Genomic DNA, 15,679 nt, shown 5'->3' with positions numbered 1-15,679 from the left:
CCTTTAAATTTACTGATGTTTTATCAATAAAGAAAATTAGTTGTTTAAGAAGAATGGGCGACCATAGCTTAGAGAGTTGTCAGAGCTGCTCTCCCCAACCGCGCCGGAGTCAGAGCCGATATTAGTACCAAAGCCAACAATACCGAAGTTCACACTGAAGTTATTTTCATATTCAGGCGTAGTATTTGGATCGCTAATGTTATTCGTCAAACGGTTACTATAGGTAAAGCCGATATACCAACAATCTGATTTATAGTTCAGACGAGCTAACCACTCTAGATCTTCTTGTGTGGTTAAGTCATAGAAATATTGAGCACTGGTATTCCACTTTGGCGAAATTTGGTAGGCACCGAGTAGACCTGCTTGTGAGATACCATCCCTCGTAATTGATGATACGTCAAAATCTACAGTTTCATTTATGTACTCTTCTGTTACATAGCGGTAGTTGGTTTGTATGTAACCGCCTGCGAAGCGATATTCTAATGTGCTGTTTGCAAGTTGCATCGCAGTGGTATCGATGTCGTATTGCACGCCACCATGGTAGAACAGATAGTCATCATAGTTGAAATCCATTTCAATAGCCCAAGACGAATAATTAGTTTTCTTATCAGAGTCGTCGTTGTCTAAAGTCTGTTTTGTATCTTTATCGATATAAAAAATCTGACCAAAAGAAATATTCAAACGCTCTTTATACTCATCATCGAAGAAACGAGACGATGCACCATAACTAATTTGATTCGCAGATGCGATACGGTCTACACCACTGTATTTACGGCTTCTAAATAGGCCGTAGTAATCGGTTTGTAACAGCGTAGTATCATAAAGACCAATATCGCTTTGATCTTCTTCTGGCACGTAAAGATACTGGACTTGCGGTTCGAGTGTTTGAGTATAGTTGCCAACAATAGTGGTGTCGCGTTCTAGGACGATACCTGCGTGGCTTCTAAACTCTGGAATAACTCGGCTTACCGATTCTTCTAAGCCTTCATAATCAGAACCCGCACCTGTATCAACGCCATCAAGGTCTTGTTGATAGTAAGTACCAAGTAGTCGAGCTTCTGTTGTCCATGTGCCCCAGGTATTGCCTACAGGGACCGTGATCCCTGGCTCAACGTGAACACGAGTCGCAGAAGGCTTACCTGAAGCATCTGTATCAAACAGAGATACATGGCTGATCATGTCGAAGTCTAAGTACTCCATCACCTCAGGAGCATAGTAATTGTACTCTAGCTGTGGCATTAGGCGGTAAGGTAGGTTATTGCTTGTAGTCAGAACTTGGAAATCTCGAACAAGTACCGATGCATCCCAGTTTTGGGAACGGTATGTCGCTCGGCCTTCCTGAAGTAGCTGGCCATCTTCACGGTTACCAATACCAGAACTTAGATCGGTAAAGTAATCAATATCACTGACTTTTGAATAGTCGACTTCAAACAACCACGATTGCTGGAATATCCCTGAATGCTGGAGTTGAGCACCCCAACGGTCGCCTTTTTCTGAGTATTTTTTGTCATCCGGCAAATATTCAGACTCGATACTACCTGAGCCAAAATCGCTTAAGTAACGGAATTTACTGTTAAGTTGTGTACCACGCTCCTGCATGTACTTAAAAGTGGTTTCCAAGTCGTAGTTTGGTGCCAAGTTCCAATAAACGGGGATTTCAGCTTCAAAACCATCGCTTGAACCGTATGAAACCGTTGGATACAAGAAACCAGTTTTACGTGTGTCGCCGACAGGTACCGTTAAGTAGGGTAAGTAAAATACTGGGACACTTTGAATTTCAAAACGTGGATTATAAAAGGTGGCTTGTTCTTCGTCTTGATCGACGCTGATGCTCGATGCTCTTAGGCGCCAAGCGTTATCACCAATTGGGCAAGAGGTGATCGAACCATCTTCAATTTCATAAACCGCTTTGCCTGTTTTTGCGATATAAACAGCATCTCCGCGACCGGGCTCGCAAAGGAATTCGTAATCGGTGTTCTCAAGCGTCATTTCATCGGTAGTGAGATTATTGGTCGCCTTGTCTGAGATAGACTTAATTTGACCGTCACTAAAGTTTACGTTGCCTTCAGCTACAACGATGTTTTCTTGTTGGTGAAGCGTTACATTATCAGCAAGGATGGTTTTATTTCCTTGCGTAACTCTTACATCACCTGAATATATTGCCTTGTCACCATTGATAGCCTCTAAGCGATCTGATTCCACATGAGCGGGCAGTTGTGTCTCGTTTTCGGCAGCGGGTTCGATCAAGCATTGATCTATAGAGGGCATTTCCTGCACACTACTATCGGTGATTGTTTCAGCTTGAGTTGTCGACACGTACAATGCCGTACTTATAGACGCGGCTAACAAGGTGCGGGAAAAAGATTGCATGAAGTTGAACTATCCTGTGTCACTAGATGAAGGGTTGATCTAGTATCAATCCAATTAATAAAGCATTTTCCTTATGATAAAGGAAATATTAGCATTCAGCATCATCAGACAGCGTTACTCAGATAAAATTCATAGATAGAGAACACATAATGCAAATATTTGGCAAAATTTTGGGCGCTTTTTTTGGCTTTTTATTTGGAGGTCCGCTTGGTTTAGTTTTTGGCTTATTTCTGGGGCATCAATTTGATAAGGCTCGACGTTTAAACCAATCGGGGTTCAATAGTTCTGGTTTTGGTCGTGGACCAAGCCAAGCAGAAAGGCAAAACGAGTTCTTTAAAGCGGCTTTTGCGGTTATGGGACATGTTGCTAAAGCTAAGGGACAGGTAACTCCGGAAGAGATTCAGCTCGCTTCTACAATGATGGAGCGTATGAACCTGCATGGCGAGCAACGGAAAGCAGCCCAAGATGCCTTCCGTGACGGCAAAGAGAGTGACTTTCCATTAAGTGATGTACTTGAGCGTGTGAAGATCTCATCGGGTGGCCGTTTTGATCTCCTGCAGTTCTTTTTAGAGCTACAAGTATCCGCAGCATTTGCTGATGGCAGCTTGCACCCGAGTGAACGCCAAGTTCTGCATAAGATAGCGCAAGGCCTTGGATTTTCTGCAGAGCAGCTAGAACGCCGCTTGCAGATGCAAGAAGCAGCGTTCCGGTTCCAACAGCAAGGTGGAAGCTTTGGTGGCCGTCAAGGGCATGGGCAGTCATCAGGTTGGCAACAAGCTTCACAACAGAACCAACTTGGCGACGCATATAAGGTTCTTGGTGTGAGTGAAAGTGCCGAAGGCAAAGAGGTGAAGAAAGCCTACCGTAAACTGATGAATGAACATCATCCAGATAAACTGATGGCGAAGGGGTTGCCACCAGAAATGATGAATGTCGCGAAAGAGAAATCGCAAGAAATTCAAAATGCTTATGACCTAATAAAGAAGGTTAAAGGTTTTAAGTAATCGAACATAGACCGAGTCATACTATTAAATGATTCGGTTTTTATTAAAGGGAATTATATGACGGTAACGTATCAGGATGTTCTAGAGTTTTGGTTCGATGAATTGACGCCAAAAGACTGGTTTACTGGCGGCGAAGAAATTGATGTTTTGATAGAGTCTCGATTTGCTGAGGTGCACAAGGCAGCGGCTCAAGGTGAGCTATTTGAATGGCGACAAAACGCACAAGGACGATTGGCTGAAATTATCGTGCTGGATCAGTTTTCTCGAAATATTGGTAGAAGTAGTCCTACAGCTTTTTCGGCTGACCCAATGGCGTTGGCTCTAGCCCAAGAGGCGGTATCGGGTGGTTTTGATCACCAGCTTAACGAGCAACAAAAAAGCTTCCTGTATATGCCTTATATGCACAGTGAGTCTCTGTTAGTCCATGAACAAGCCGTGGAGCTCTTTTCTCAAACGGGATTAGAACATAATCTTGATTTTGAGTTTAAGCACAAGGTCATCATCGAGCGTTTTGGTCGCTACCCTCACCGTAATGAGGTGTTAGGGAGAGCTTCGACTTCCGAAGAGGTTGAGTTCTTACAGCAACCGGGTTCAAGCTTTTAACTGTTGAAATCCGGTTCAATAGATAAAAAGAGGCTAGAGGTTAATAAAAACCTCTAGCCTCTTTTTTTTTTAGCTTGATTCATTAGTTTTAATGTTAAAACTAGTTCGCTTTGTTAAGTGACCAATCATAGTCATAGTTGATTTTGTTAGTGTTCGTCACCGGCTTTGTTCGATACTGGTCTAGGTGCTGAATGAGCTGATTCTCTGTACCAAAATCCACAGCAAACCATTCGTAAATGGATGACAATTCAAGGTCATTGCTGTTGACTAGTACAGCTTTATCACTGTTTATAAACTCGGTCGCCGCTTGTTCTAGTAACATTTCTGTATTGTCAGTAGTAAAGGCCTGAGGCTGTAAATTAGGGCAACCTAAACTCGCGCAATTCACCGCGTAATGCGTACGCGGATCTTGCCAAATAGGTCTTAGGATTCGATGTTCAATATCATTGAGTGTCAGCGACTTTCCATTTACCTTCACTACATCATCTCCCCACGGTCCAAAACTAAACAGTCCGCCGAGCTTAGTGATAGATTTAATTGGGTATGCATTAAGAATCAAATCAACAGTCACTGCATTGTATAGGTTAACCCAATAGGCGTACTGTTCAGCTTTTGGATAGTCGAATGGGTCAATCTGTTCAAGTCGGCTTATGTACTGCTTGAGTTTGGTCTTATCTGCAGTGTTCACTGCTTGGTAGCGAACTAGGGTGTTTTGACCTTGTTGAACTAAGTAGTTGTCGAGGAACAGCTGCCAATCTTGATGAGATACCTGTTCTAGATTGGTTTCGTTGCTTTGATTCCAGTATGGCCAAAGATCGGATTTAGGCGCAGACAAAGCTAAGGTTGAGAAAAGTAGGCTGACAATAAAAAGTAGTTGTTTCATGGCATTCTCCTGATGACTGACTACTAAGACCTTATGCTTTACGATTTTCTTTCATGGTTCTTTAGTTAAATAAATATGTGAGCTAAATAAACCATTTAAGTTAAACAACAAAGTTTAGTCCAAGCAAAATTTACTCAAATAAAAAAGGTTGGCACTAGGCCAACCTTTTAGGTGTTTTTGAAATCGCTTGCTCTATTTAAAGATCGCTTTATTTCAGGAAGCTAGGAATTTTAGCTTCAAATTCTGAAATCTTATCTGCGTGTTGAAGCGTTAGGCCGATATTATCTAAACCATTCAGTAAGCAGTGACGACGGAACTCATCAATTTCAAACGAGTATTGTTTGCCATTTGCGCTCACTTTCATTGCTTCTAGATCAACTGTGACCTCTGCTCCTCCATTCGCTTCTACGAATTGGAAAATCTCATCCACTTCTTGCTCAGTCAATCGAACAGGAACCATTTGGTTGTTGATAGAGTTACCGTAGAAGATGTCTGCAAAGCTTGGTGCAATCATCACTTGGATGCCGTAATCAGCAAGTGCCCACGGTGCGTGTTCGCGAGATGAGCCACAACCAAAGTTTTCACGAGCAAGCAGGATTGAAGCACCTTGGTAGCGCGGAGCGTTCATCACAAACTCAGGGTTTGGCTGTTGGCCTGCGTCATCTAGGAAACGCCAATCGTGGAATAAGTGCTTACCAAAACCGATACGGTTCACTTTCTGTAGAAATTGCTTTGGAATGATCGCATCAGTATCGATGTTGGCCGTATCTAGAGGAACGACTAATCCGGTGTGTTGTTGAAAACCTGACATGTTAAATCCTCTAATTAAAGTTCACGAATATCGACAAAGTGACCAGCGATAGCCGCTGCGGCTGCCATTGCAGGGCTAACTAGGTGCGTACGACCATCACGGCCTTGGCGACCTTCAAAGTTACGGTTTGATGTAGAAGCACAGCGTTCTTGTGGACCTAGACGGTCGTTGTTCATTGCAAGACACATAGAGCAACCCGGTAGGCGCCATTCAAAGCCTGCTTCGATAAAGATCTTATCTAGGCCTTCCGCTTCAGCTTGTGCTTTTACTTGCTCAGAACCCGGAACGATCAATGCTTGAACATGTTTCGCTACTTGGCGGCCTTTCGCTACTGCTGCAGCTGCACGCATGTCTTCGATTCGCGAGTTAGTACAAGAACCTACGAAGACTTTATCAACGTTGTAATCCGATAGAGATTTACCCGCTTCAAGACCCATGTAAGCCAGCGCTTTTTCTGCAGATGCCTTTTCAACAGGGTCTGCGAAGCTTTCTGGTGCAGGGATTGGTGTGTCTACTGAGATCACCTGACCTGGGTTAGTGCCCCAAGTCACTTGTGGTTTGATGTCTGCTGCTTCTAGTGTAACAACCGCATCGAACTCTGCATCAGCATCGGTTTTTAACGTATCCCAGTATTGGATTGCTGCTTCTAAGTCTTCACCTTGTGGAGAGAACTTACGACCTTTAATGTATTCATATGTCGTTGCATCTGGAGCGATTAAGCCTGCTTTAGCGCCAAGCTCGATTGCCATGTTACATACCGTCATACGACCTTCCATTGTAAGGTCAGTAATTGCCTCACCACAGAATTCAACTACGTAGCCTGTACCGCCAGCGGCTGTTGTCTTGCCGATGATCGCGAGTACGATATCTTTTGCTGTAATGCCTTCAGCAACTTTGCCTTTTACTTCGATCTTCATGGTTTTAGCGCGAGCTTGTTTTAGCGTTTGAGTTGCTAGAACGTGCTCAACTTCTGAAGTACCGATACCGAATGCTAATGAACCAAATGCACCATGTGTTGCTGTGTGTGAGTCACCACATACGATGGTCATGCCCGGCAGAGTAATACCTAGCTCAGGGCCCATTACGTGCACAATACCTTGGTATTTGTGGTTTAGGTCGTAGAGCGTGACACCAAACTCTTCACAGTTTTTCGATAGCGTTTCCATTTGGATACGAGCCATCTCACCAGAAGCGTTGATGTCTTTAGTTTGTGTCGATACGTTGTGATCCATGGTTGCAAAAGTTTTGCCTACTTGGCGAACTTTACGACCTTTTTCACGCAGGCCATCAAAGGCTTGTGGTGACGTTACTTCGTGGACTAAGTGGCGATCGATATAAAGAATTGGCGTTTCGCCCTTCGCTGCAACCGCAACGTGAGCGTCATAAACTTTTTCGTATAAGGTTTTTGCTTGCTGGTTTGTCGACATAGCTTTTCTTCCTTGGGAGCATCAGTCCCAGTGTTTGTTTCTAGCCAAGCCATGCGGTTTAAGCTGACTTGGCTTGATATTATTCTTATGTACTTGCTTCTAATCTAAGTATCTAGCTTATGAAGCTAAGATGTACTCAGCGATCTTGTCACCCATTTCTGAGGTAGTCAGCGCTTGGTTTTTTCCTGCAAGGTCAGCGGTTAGCTCGCCTGCAGAAAGTGCTTTAGATACCGCTGTTTCGATGTCTTGCGCTGCCGCTTCTTCGCCTAGGCTGTAGCGAAGCATTAGCGCTGCAGAAAGAATTTGCGCTACTGGGTTCGCGATGTTCTTACCTGCGATATCTGGAGCACTGCCGCCTGCAGGTTCGTATAGGCCGAAGTTACTTTCGTTCAAGCTTGCAGAAGGAAGCATGCCCATAGAGCCTGTGATCATTGCACACTCATCAGAGATGATGTCACCGAAGATGTTCGAACAAAGCATCACGTCAAACTGAGATGGATCTTTGATTAGCTGCATGGTCGCGTTATCGATGTACATGTGGCTTAGTTTCACGTCTGGGTAGTCTTTCGCTACTTCTTCAACCACTTCACGCCACAGGATCGAGCTTTGTAGAACGTTCGCTTTATCGATTGAGTAAACGTTTTTGTTACGTAGACGAGCAGATTCAAAAGCAATCTTCGCAATACGTTCGATTTCGTAACGGTGGTAAACCTCAGTGTCAAAGGCTTTCTCTGTTGCGCCTTCGCCTTCACGACCTTTAGGTTGGCCGAAGTAGATACCGCCCGTTAGTTCACGAACAACAACGATGTCGAAACCGTTTCCTGAAATGTCAGCACGTAAAGGAGAGAAAGACTCTAAACCCTTGTGGATTTGTGCAGGACGTAGATTACAGAACAGTTGGAAGTGTTTACGTAGCGGAAGTAGGGCACCACGCTCTGGTTGATCGTTTGGTGGAAGGTGTTCCCATTTAGGACCGCCAACTGAGCCAAAAAGTACCGCGTCAGATTCTTCACAGCCCGTGACTGTTGCTTCTGGAAGTGGACAGCCGTGATTATCAATTGCAATACCACCAACATCATACTCTTCGCGAGAAAAGCTAATCGCGTGCTTCTTTTCGATCGCGTCTAACACTTTATGTGCTTGTTGCATTACTTCTGGGCCAATGCCATCACCAGGTAGTACGGCAATTTTGTATGATTTATCTGTCATGTTAATCCTTTAATTCTTGTTACTGAGCGGTTTGGCTCGTTTTAAATTTTGTCCCTAAAGCCAACAACATCGGCTCTAGCGCTCTGTTATTGGGGTCTTAAACTGTCGCGAATTTTTGTTGCTTCATTTCAGCAATGGTGTCTGCGCGTTGAATGCTATTAATAACGTGTAGTAACGCTTGGCCAGAAGCTTCAACGATATCGGTTGAAACGCCCGTACCGTGGTACTTACGGCCTTTATAGTTAGCAATGATATCAGCTTGGCCTAAGCCATCTTCGCCTTCACCTTTCGCAGTAAGGTCGAATTTATCCAACGCGATTTCGTAGCCCGTTAGGCGGTAGATACATTGGTATAAAGCGTCAACAGGACCATTGCCGACAGCCGCTTCGCATTTTTCTTCATCACCACATTGCAGTTTGATGCTGGTGGTAGACATAACACTACCAGATTGTACGCTTAGGTAGTTAAGTTTATAGAAGTCATCTTCGTCACGTAGGTTCGCGAAGTGCATTAGTGCTTCTAGGTCGTAATCGAACACTTGTCCTTTGCGGTCAGCAAGCTTCAAGAAGTCTTCGTACAATGAATCTAGGTTGTACTCATTGTCTTTATAACCCATAGCGTCCATGTGGCTCTTAACAGCCGCTCGGCCACTACGGCTTGTTAGGTTCAATGCTTTGTTTTTCAAGCCAATAGACTCAGGCGTCATGATCTCGTAAGTGTTCTTATTCTTAAGCATGCCGTCTTGGTGGATACCTGAAGAGTGGCTAAATGCATTTGCACCAACGATGGCTTTATTGTCTTGAATTGGCATGTGGCAAAGTTGGCTCACTAGCTTACTGGTACGGTGAATCTCTTTATGATCCAAACCAGTATGAACACCTAACAACTCTTGGCGAGTTTTGATGATCATTGCGATTTCTTCTAGAGAACAGTTACCCGCACGTTCTCCAATACCATTGATTGTGCCTTCAATTTGGCGAGCGCCCGCTTGCACAGCAGCAATTGAGTTCGCAACCGACATACCTAAGTCATCGTGACAGTGAACAGAGATGATCGCTTGATCGATGTTGGGTACGCGATCGAATAGCGTTTTGATAATGCCACCAAACTCATTCGGTACTGTGTAGCCAACGGTGTCTGGAATGTTGATGGTTTTCGCGCCCGCGTTAATCGCGGCTTCAACCATGCGACATAGGTTATCAATAGGGGTACGACCGGCATCCTCACAAGAGAACTCCACATCGTCAGTGTAGTTACGCGCATGTTTGACGGCTTTCACTGCCATCTCGACAACATCGTCGTAGCTGCGGCGTAATTTGTCTTGTACGTGAACCGTTGATGTTGAAATGAAGGTATGAATACGGAACTGGTCAGCAACTTTAAGCGCTTCTGCAGCGGCGTCGATATCTTTCGCTACGGCACGAGAAAGTGCACAAATACGGCTGCCTTTGATGTGTTTTGCAATCGTTTGAACCGATTCAAAATCACCTGGAGAAGAGATAGGGAAGCCAGCTTCGATAACATCGACACCCAGTCTCTCAAGGGCATAAGCGATCTGTAACTTCTCTTTTACCGTAAGGCTTGCAGCCAATGCTTGCTCGCCGTCACGTAAGGTCGTATCAAAAATTATTACTTGATCGTTCATGGGTGCTTCCTTATATCGATAGTGAATCGATTGCTATCCAAATTATTATTAAGAATGATGTTCTTTTAAAAGTGCCAGTTACAAAAAAACCCGCTCAGTGCGGGTTTTAATATTTGTGTAGTTCTTGACCCACAACTTACCCGCGCGATTGGTTCACGATAAGGAGAAGTTTCAGCAGTAGAGAAGAAGAAAAAATCATTACACAAATATCCGTAAATAAACTGTTAACACCATATTTACCGTAATTTATTCTGAGCGTCAAACAAGAAAATCCAATATCAGCGTACATTGGCAGTGTTTTGGTTTGGTTTGTGCTGTTTTTTATCTTGTTCTCAGGTTAATGGGCTGATTGGTGGTTTTGTATTGGCGGGTTAGTTTATCGTTTGGCTGATGTGTAGGTTAAAACTTTGTAGTAAATCTTTTTAATGGAACGATTCACCAAAAAAATCACAAGCGTGACTAGATTAATTAATCACTTGATTAAATAGTGAGTAATTATTCTTCTACTGTTATGCCTGTTTATCTCTATAATTAATCGAATGATTAATTATAGAGATAGGTTTACGCCATGACGGCACGAAAAGCGGGGCGACCTCAACAGAACCTAGATGTTCGACAATTATTGATTGAGCACGCTCGCGATCTGTTTGTTGTTCAGCCATACGACAAGGTCTCGACACGCCTGATTGCCGATCGTGCGGGAGTGAACATTGCGATGATTCGTTATTACTTTGGCAGTAAGGCCGGGCTGTTTGAGGCGATGCTGCGTGAAACCCTACGACCGATGCAATTGCAGATGCAGAGATTGGTGGAAGAAAGCAGTCATGAGAACTTTCTTGATTTAATGCGGACTTACTACAAAGAGATGGTCAAGGTCCCCAAGTTTCCTCGTTTGATTGCCCAAGTGATGAATATGCCGCCCTCTGAAGTGCAAAGGGAGTTACTCGAAAAGGTTTTTCTCGATGTGGCTAAGCCAGCCCAAGATGTCATTTTTGAAAAATTGGTGGCGCAAGGTGTCTTAAGAAAAGAGATGGATCCCAAACTCTGTCGCGTGTCGTATATAAGCTTGATGGTGTTTCCATTCATTGCGCCGCCTCCTCTACTAGCAATCCATGGTATTGAGATTAATGAAGAATTTCTTAACCGTTTAATCGAGCACAACATTCAATTGATGACAGAAGGCTTTATAAACACGCCTAGCTCTTCTTCCGTGCAGGATCAAAGATAATGAAAATAAATAAAAAACTACTCTTCTTTCCAGCGCTTGCGGTTGGTGTCATTGGCCTTGTGGTTGCAATTAACTTTAAGCCGGATCTTCCAACCAAGCCTGCGGGTGATAGAGCTCGCTTAGTTGATACAGTAAGCCTAGAGCAACAACTGTTAGCACCGTTAGCGGTTGGCTTTGGCAAAGTGGTGCCGAAAGTCGAATGGAAAGCGATTGCCGAGGTGACAGGACAGATCGTTTATCGTCATCCAGATCTTGAGAAAGGTCAGGTGATCCCTGCGGGAACGGTTGTGCTCAAGGTTGATCCATTGGATTACGAATTGAAGCTGATACAAGCAGAGGCCGATCTTAAATCAAGCCAAACTTCATTAGCGAAATTGAACCAAGAAGAAGACAACCTGAATCAAACTCTTAAGATCGAAAAGAATCGTTTGTTGATCAGTAATAAAGAGCTACAACGTAAACAAGATCTGCGTAAGAAAGGGCTCACCTCTCAATCTGATGTCGATCTACAACAACAAAGTGCACTGTCTCAACAGAAGCTAGTGTTGGATATCGCGAATCAAATCGCATTAATGCCAGATGAAAAACGTGTTGCGGAAGCGGTGATTAAGGTGAATGTCTCTAAAGTAAAAGAGGCGCAACGCTCTTTGGATAAAACGACCATCACCCTACCTAGAGCGATGAGAATTGCGCAGGTTGATATCGAACAAAACCAAGTGGTTAATCTTCAGCAAGAGATGTTTGTTGCTCACGGGATTAAAGTTATGGAAGTTGAGGCGCAACTCTCTATACATGATATGCAAACTTTAGCCTCAAGCTTTACTCAATTCCCTCGTGATGCCGCAGGCATACCAAACCCTTATGAAGCGCCGATCAAAGCAAGTATTCAGCTAAACAGTGGCAGCCTTAACCTCAATTGGCCTGCAAAGGTGGCGAGAATCAGTGAAACCGTTGATGAGAACCAAGCCACAGCGGGGATCATTCTTGAAATTGGTCAAGACTATTCCGCTCTGCAGCCAAGCAGTGCCACGCCTTTGGTCAACGGCATGTTCGTCAAAGCGGAGATCGAAGGCTTGGCCAACCTTAGTTGGGTTGTCCCAGAGCGCGCTCTGCACGGTGATAAGGTTTATCTGATGGATGACAGCCAGCGCTTACAAGTGGTGAATGTTGAAGTGCTTTATCGTCGAGACAACCAAGTGGTGGTGGATGGTGAACTGCACGCGGGTGATAAGCTAATTCTAAATGACGTTTTACCTGCGATTGAAGGCATGCTACTCAAAGAGTCAAACTCTACTGAATTAGCAGCGGATGTGCAGGAGAATGCGTCATGATTCGGTTCTTCTCCCGACACCCGACGGCTGCAAACTTATTGATGCTTGGTTTGTTGATCATGGGTTTGACCTCATTATCAACCATCAAGCGCGAAACCTTTCCTGCCTATGATCCACCTTACATTATGGCGGCGATTGTTTATCCCGGTGCATCACCACAAGAGGTGGAAGAGAGCTTGTGTGTACGAATGGAAGATGCCGTCGATGGTCTGGCCAACATTGAAGAAACTCAATGTGAGGCGATCGAAGGCAGTGCTCGTCTTATTCTGAAACTCAATGAGAAAGCGGATATTGGCCGAATGCTGGTGGACGTGCAAACTCAGATCAACTCGATCAATGATTTCCCGAGCGAGATTGAATCTCCGGTTGTTCAAGAGTTGGATTGGAATGAACCGGTAGTTGATATCGCGATTACAGCCGAAACCTCATGGCCTGAACTCAAGGCTTACGCCGAAGATCTCAAACGGACCATGAAGCTCGATTATGATGTCTCTTTAGTCGAAGTTAGTGGTTTTTCCGATCACCAATATCGGGTCGAACTGGATACCCAAGCCATTCGCCAGTTAGGTTTGAGTGTCGGTGATATCGCAGACCAAATTGGTCGTCAGAATGTAAAACTACCAAGTGGTAACGTTGAAACGCCAGACAAAAACTTCCTGATTCGTTTTGATGAAAGACGAATTACGCCGGTTGAATTAGAGAGTATCGTGGTTGGATCTGCGCCAAATGGGTCGGTGATCCGTTTGAGGGATATTGCCAAGATCACCGATCGCTTTGAACTGGATGAACAGAAGGTTCTGTTTGATGGTAAGCCATCTGCTCTATTGAAGATCAGTAAAAACAAAGAAGATGATGCGTTACGAATCAAAGAGAACGTGACGAGATTCGTTGAAGATCAAAGCGCGATTGCGCCCGATGGTGTGACACTGCAAATGACCAACGATCTCTCGTCGGTACTTTGGGATCGTCTAACCATGATGGCGCGCAATGGCTGGCAAGGTATTGTTCTGGTATTTGCCACCATGTGGTTGTTCTTCAGTTTGCGTTATTCATTCTGGGTAGCTGCTGGTCTGCCGGTAGCCTTCCTTGGTGGCTTGTTCTTAATGGCTAACTTGGGCTTGTCGATCAACATTATGTCACTGGTCGGTTTATTAATGGCGATTGGTATCATGATGGATGACGCCATAGTGATAGCCGAATCGATAGCCTCCCATTTAGATAGGGGACAAAGCGTCGATGATGCGGTGTACAACGGCGTAAAGAAAGTGCTTCCCGGAGTTCTGTCTTCTTTCTTAACCACTGTCTGTATTTTCGGTAGCTTACTATTCCTTGATGGGGAAATGGGCGCGGTGCTGAAAGCGGTGCCTCAGGTACTTATTTTAGTGTTGTCTCTGAGCTTAATCGAAGCGTTTCTTATTCTACCTAATCACTTGTCTCATTCATTACACAAAGAAAAGAATGACAAGCCAGCGCTGCGTTTTAAGGTGGTGTTGCTTGATAAGTTTGAGAACTTCCGTAATACCACTTTGATGAACATGGTTGAGAAAGTCGTGACATTCCGCTACGCCTTTATGGGGGGAGTACTGACCCTGCTGTTGCTTTCGGTAGCCTTGATCGCTGGTGGCGTTGTTAAGTTCCAACCTTTCCCAGAGCTGGATGGTGATATTGCCGAGGCGCGCATCATTCTTCCGCCGGGCGCATCATTGTCTCAAACCGAGAGAGTAGTCGACAAAATTGTTGCTTCTGCTAAACGTTTGAATGAGCAGTGGAGTGAAGATGTTGAGGGCGGTAATAAATTGGTTGAGCATATCACTAGCCAGTTTAATGCCAATGCAGACGCCAATGAATCAGGCCCGCATTTAGCCACGGTGCGCTTAGACTTACTCGGCGCTGAGAGTCGCAATACCGTTATCGATGATTTCATTGATGCATGGCGAGAAGACATTGGTGATCTTGCTGATCCTATTTCATTAGTCTTCAAGCAGCCAACCATGGGGCCGGGCGGTCGTGCTATCGAGATCCGCGCCAAACATGATGATCTTGCAGCGTTGAAATCGGCTTCTTTGGATATTCAGGAATACCTCAATCAGTTTGATGGAGTGCATGGTGTTTTAGATGACATGCGCATGGGTAAAGAAGAGATCTTAGTTAAGCTACGCCCAGGAGCGGAAACCTACAACGTGAATGGGCAGATGATTGCTTCTCAGTTGCGTGCTGCATTCTTCGGTCAGACAGCAGATGAAATCCAAATTGGGGTTGAGAACATATCGATTGAGGTGCACCTTAATAAAGAGCAAGCGGGAGACGTACAACAGCTTGCTAACTTCCCGATCATTACCGCAGATGGCAGTCAGATCCCGCTAGCAACGTTGGCGACGCTAGATTTTCAACGTAACTACGTGCGTATCCAGCGTATTGATGGGCTGAGAACGATCAGTATTTTTGGTGATGTTGACAATAAAAAGGCGAGCTCATCAGCTATTTTGGCTCAGTTCCAAAAAGATGAAGCAGCCAAGCTGATTCAGAAATATCCGGGCTTACGCTTTGATTTCGAAGGGGAAGCTAAAGATGCGGCTAAGACCGGATCCTCGATGGGTAAAGGGTTCTTGCTGGGGTTATTCGGCGTGTTTGCAATTCTTAGCTATCAATTCAGAAGCTACTTAGAACCTGTGGTTGTGATGTTGGCGATTCCACTCGCTTTTATTGGTGTAGTCGTTGGGCACTGGATACTTGGGCATTCTTTAAGTATGCCAAGCATGATGGGCTTTGTGTCGCTTGCCGGTATTGTGGTCAACGATTCCATCTTGTTGGTGCAGTACATTCGTCACCATGTTGATGAGGGAGACAGCGTACATGACTCGGTGGTGAAAGCGAGTCGTGAGCGTTTCCGAGCTGTATTCCTGACTTCAATGACGACAGCTGCTGGTTTGTTGCCACTATTGACGGAAACCAGCTTACAGGCTCAGGTTATCCAGCCTCTGGTTATTTCGATCGTGTTTGGCATATTTGCTTCAACCTTACTGGTGTTGTTTATGATCCCTGCGGCCTACGCGATATTGGCGGACTTTGGTTTGGTGAAAAAGCATGAGCCATTAGCGCTATAACCTTTAGCGCTATTATCATTTACGAGCACTATTATCATTAGCGAACACGATAACCACTAGCATG

Annotated in this window: 11 protein-coding genes; 5 read left to right on the top strand and 6 right to left on the bottom strand. The window is 44.6% G+C overall.

What is annotated here, in order from left to right; translation table 11 throughout:
- Positions 1-36 precede the first annotated feature (36 nt).
- Positions 37-2,370, bottom strand: a complete 2,334-nt coding sequence (gene lptD, locus ED652_RS06575; protein WP_122053951.1) for an LPS assembly protein LptD — start codon at positions 2,368-2,370, stop codon at positions 37-39.
- A 149-nt stretch (positions 2,371-2,519) separates the two neighbouring features.
- On the opposite strand from lptD, the gene djlA reads away from it, so the two are divergent.
- Both djlA and ED652_RS06565 read left to right on the top strand, forming a co-directional pair.
- Positions 2,520-3,374 (top strand): co-chaperone DjlA, encoded by an 855-nt coding sequence (gene djlA, locus ED652_RS06570; protein WP_122053949.1) that lies wholly within the window; start codon positions 2,520-2,522, stop codon positions 3,372-3,374.
- A 57-nt stretch (positions 3,375-3,431) separates the two neighbouring features.
- On the top strand, positions 3,432-3,977 hold the full coding sequence (locus ED652_RS06565) for a DUF924 family protein (protein ID WP_122053948.1): 546 nt from the start codon (positions 3,432-3,434) through the stop codon (positions 3,975-3,977).
- 100 nt (positions 3,978-4,077) lie between these two features.
- On the opposite strand, the gene ED652_RS06560 is transcribed toward ED652_RS06565, so the two are convergent.
- From ED652_RS06560 to leuA, 5 genes are all read right to left on the bottom strand, one after another.
- Positions 4,078-4,860: a DUF547 domain-containing protein gene (locus ED652_RS06560; protein ID WP_122053940.1), complete on the bottom strand. Its 783-nt coding sequence runs from the start codon at positions 4,858-4,860 to the stop codon at positions 4,078-4,080.
- A 208-nt stretch (positions 4,861-5,068) separates the two neighbouring features.
- On the bottom strand, positions 5,069-5,671 hold the full coding sequence (gene leuD / locus ED652_RS06555) for a 3-isopropylmalate dehydratase small subunit (protein WP_122053938.1): 603 nt from the start codon (positions 5,669-5,671) through the stop codon (positions 5,069-5,071).
- Positions 5,672-5,685: 14 nt separating this feature from the next.
- Positions 5,686-7,098, bottom strand: a complete 1,413-nt coding sequence (gene leuC, locus ED652_RS06550; RefSeq protein ID WP_054547852.1) for a 3-isopropylmalate dehydratase large subunit — start codon at positions 7,096-7,098, stop codon at positions 5,686-5,688.
- Positions 7,099-7,215: 117 nt separating this feature from the next.
- Positions 7,216-8,307 carry a 3-isopropylmalate dehydrogenase gene (leuB, locus tag ED652_RS06545; protein WP_102298541.1) on the bottom strand — a complete coding sequence of 364 codons (1,092 nt, stop codon included), beginning with the start codon at positions 8,305-8,307 and terminating at the stop codon, positions 7,216-7,218.
- 97 nt (positions 8,308-8,404) lie between these two features.
- A complete protein-coding gene (gene leuA / locus ED652_RS06540; RefSeq protein WP_065207191.1) occupies positions 8,405-9,952 on the bottom strand; it encodes a 2-isopropylmalate synthase in 1,548 nt (515 codons plus the stop codon).
- Between the two features lie 568 nt (positions 9,953-10,520).
- Here leuA and ED652_RS06535 point away from each other — a divergent pair.
- From ED652_RS06535 to ED652_RS06525, 3 genes are read left to right on the top strand one after another with little or no spacing between them, the layout of a single operon-like run.
- Entirely contained in the window at positions 10,521-11,180 is a 660-nt protein-coding gene (locus ED652_RS06535; protein ID WP_122053936.1) for a TetR/AcrR family transcriptional regulator, read from the top strand.
- Positions 11,180-12,511 (top strand): efflux RND transporter periplasmic adaptor subunit, encoded by a 1,332-nt coding sequence (locus ED652_RS06530; protein ID WP_122053935.1) that lies wholly within the window; start codon positions 11,180-11,182, stop codon positions 12,509-12,511. The genes ED652_RS06535 and ED652_RS06530 overlap by 1 nt, the downstream gene beginning before the upstream one ends.
- Positions 12,508-15,615 carry an efflux RND transporter permease subunit gene (locus tag ED652_RS06525; protein WP_122053933.1) on the top strand — a complete coding sequence of 1,036 codons (3,108 nt, stop codon included), beginning with the start codon at positions 12,508-12,510 and terminating at the stop codon, positions 15,613-15,615. The genes ED652_RS06530 and ED652_RS06525 overlap by 4 nt, the downstream gene beginning before the upstream one ends.
- Positions 15,616-15,679: the final 64 nt, after the last annotated feature.

The organism is Vibrio sp. Evd11 (assembly GCF_900382755.1).
GTDB classification, from domain to species: Bacteria; Pseudomonadota; Gammaproteobacteria; order Enterobacterales; family Vibrionaceae; genus Vibrio; species Vibrio lentus.
Note: the sequence above shows the minus strand (reverse complement) of the source record. Positions and strands in the feature narration are given on the sequence as shown.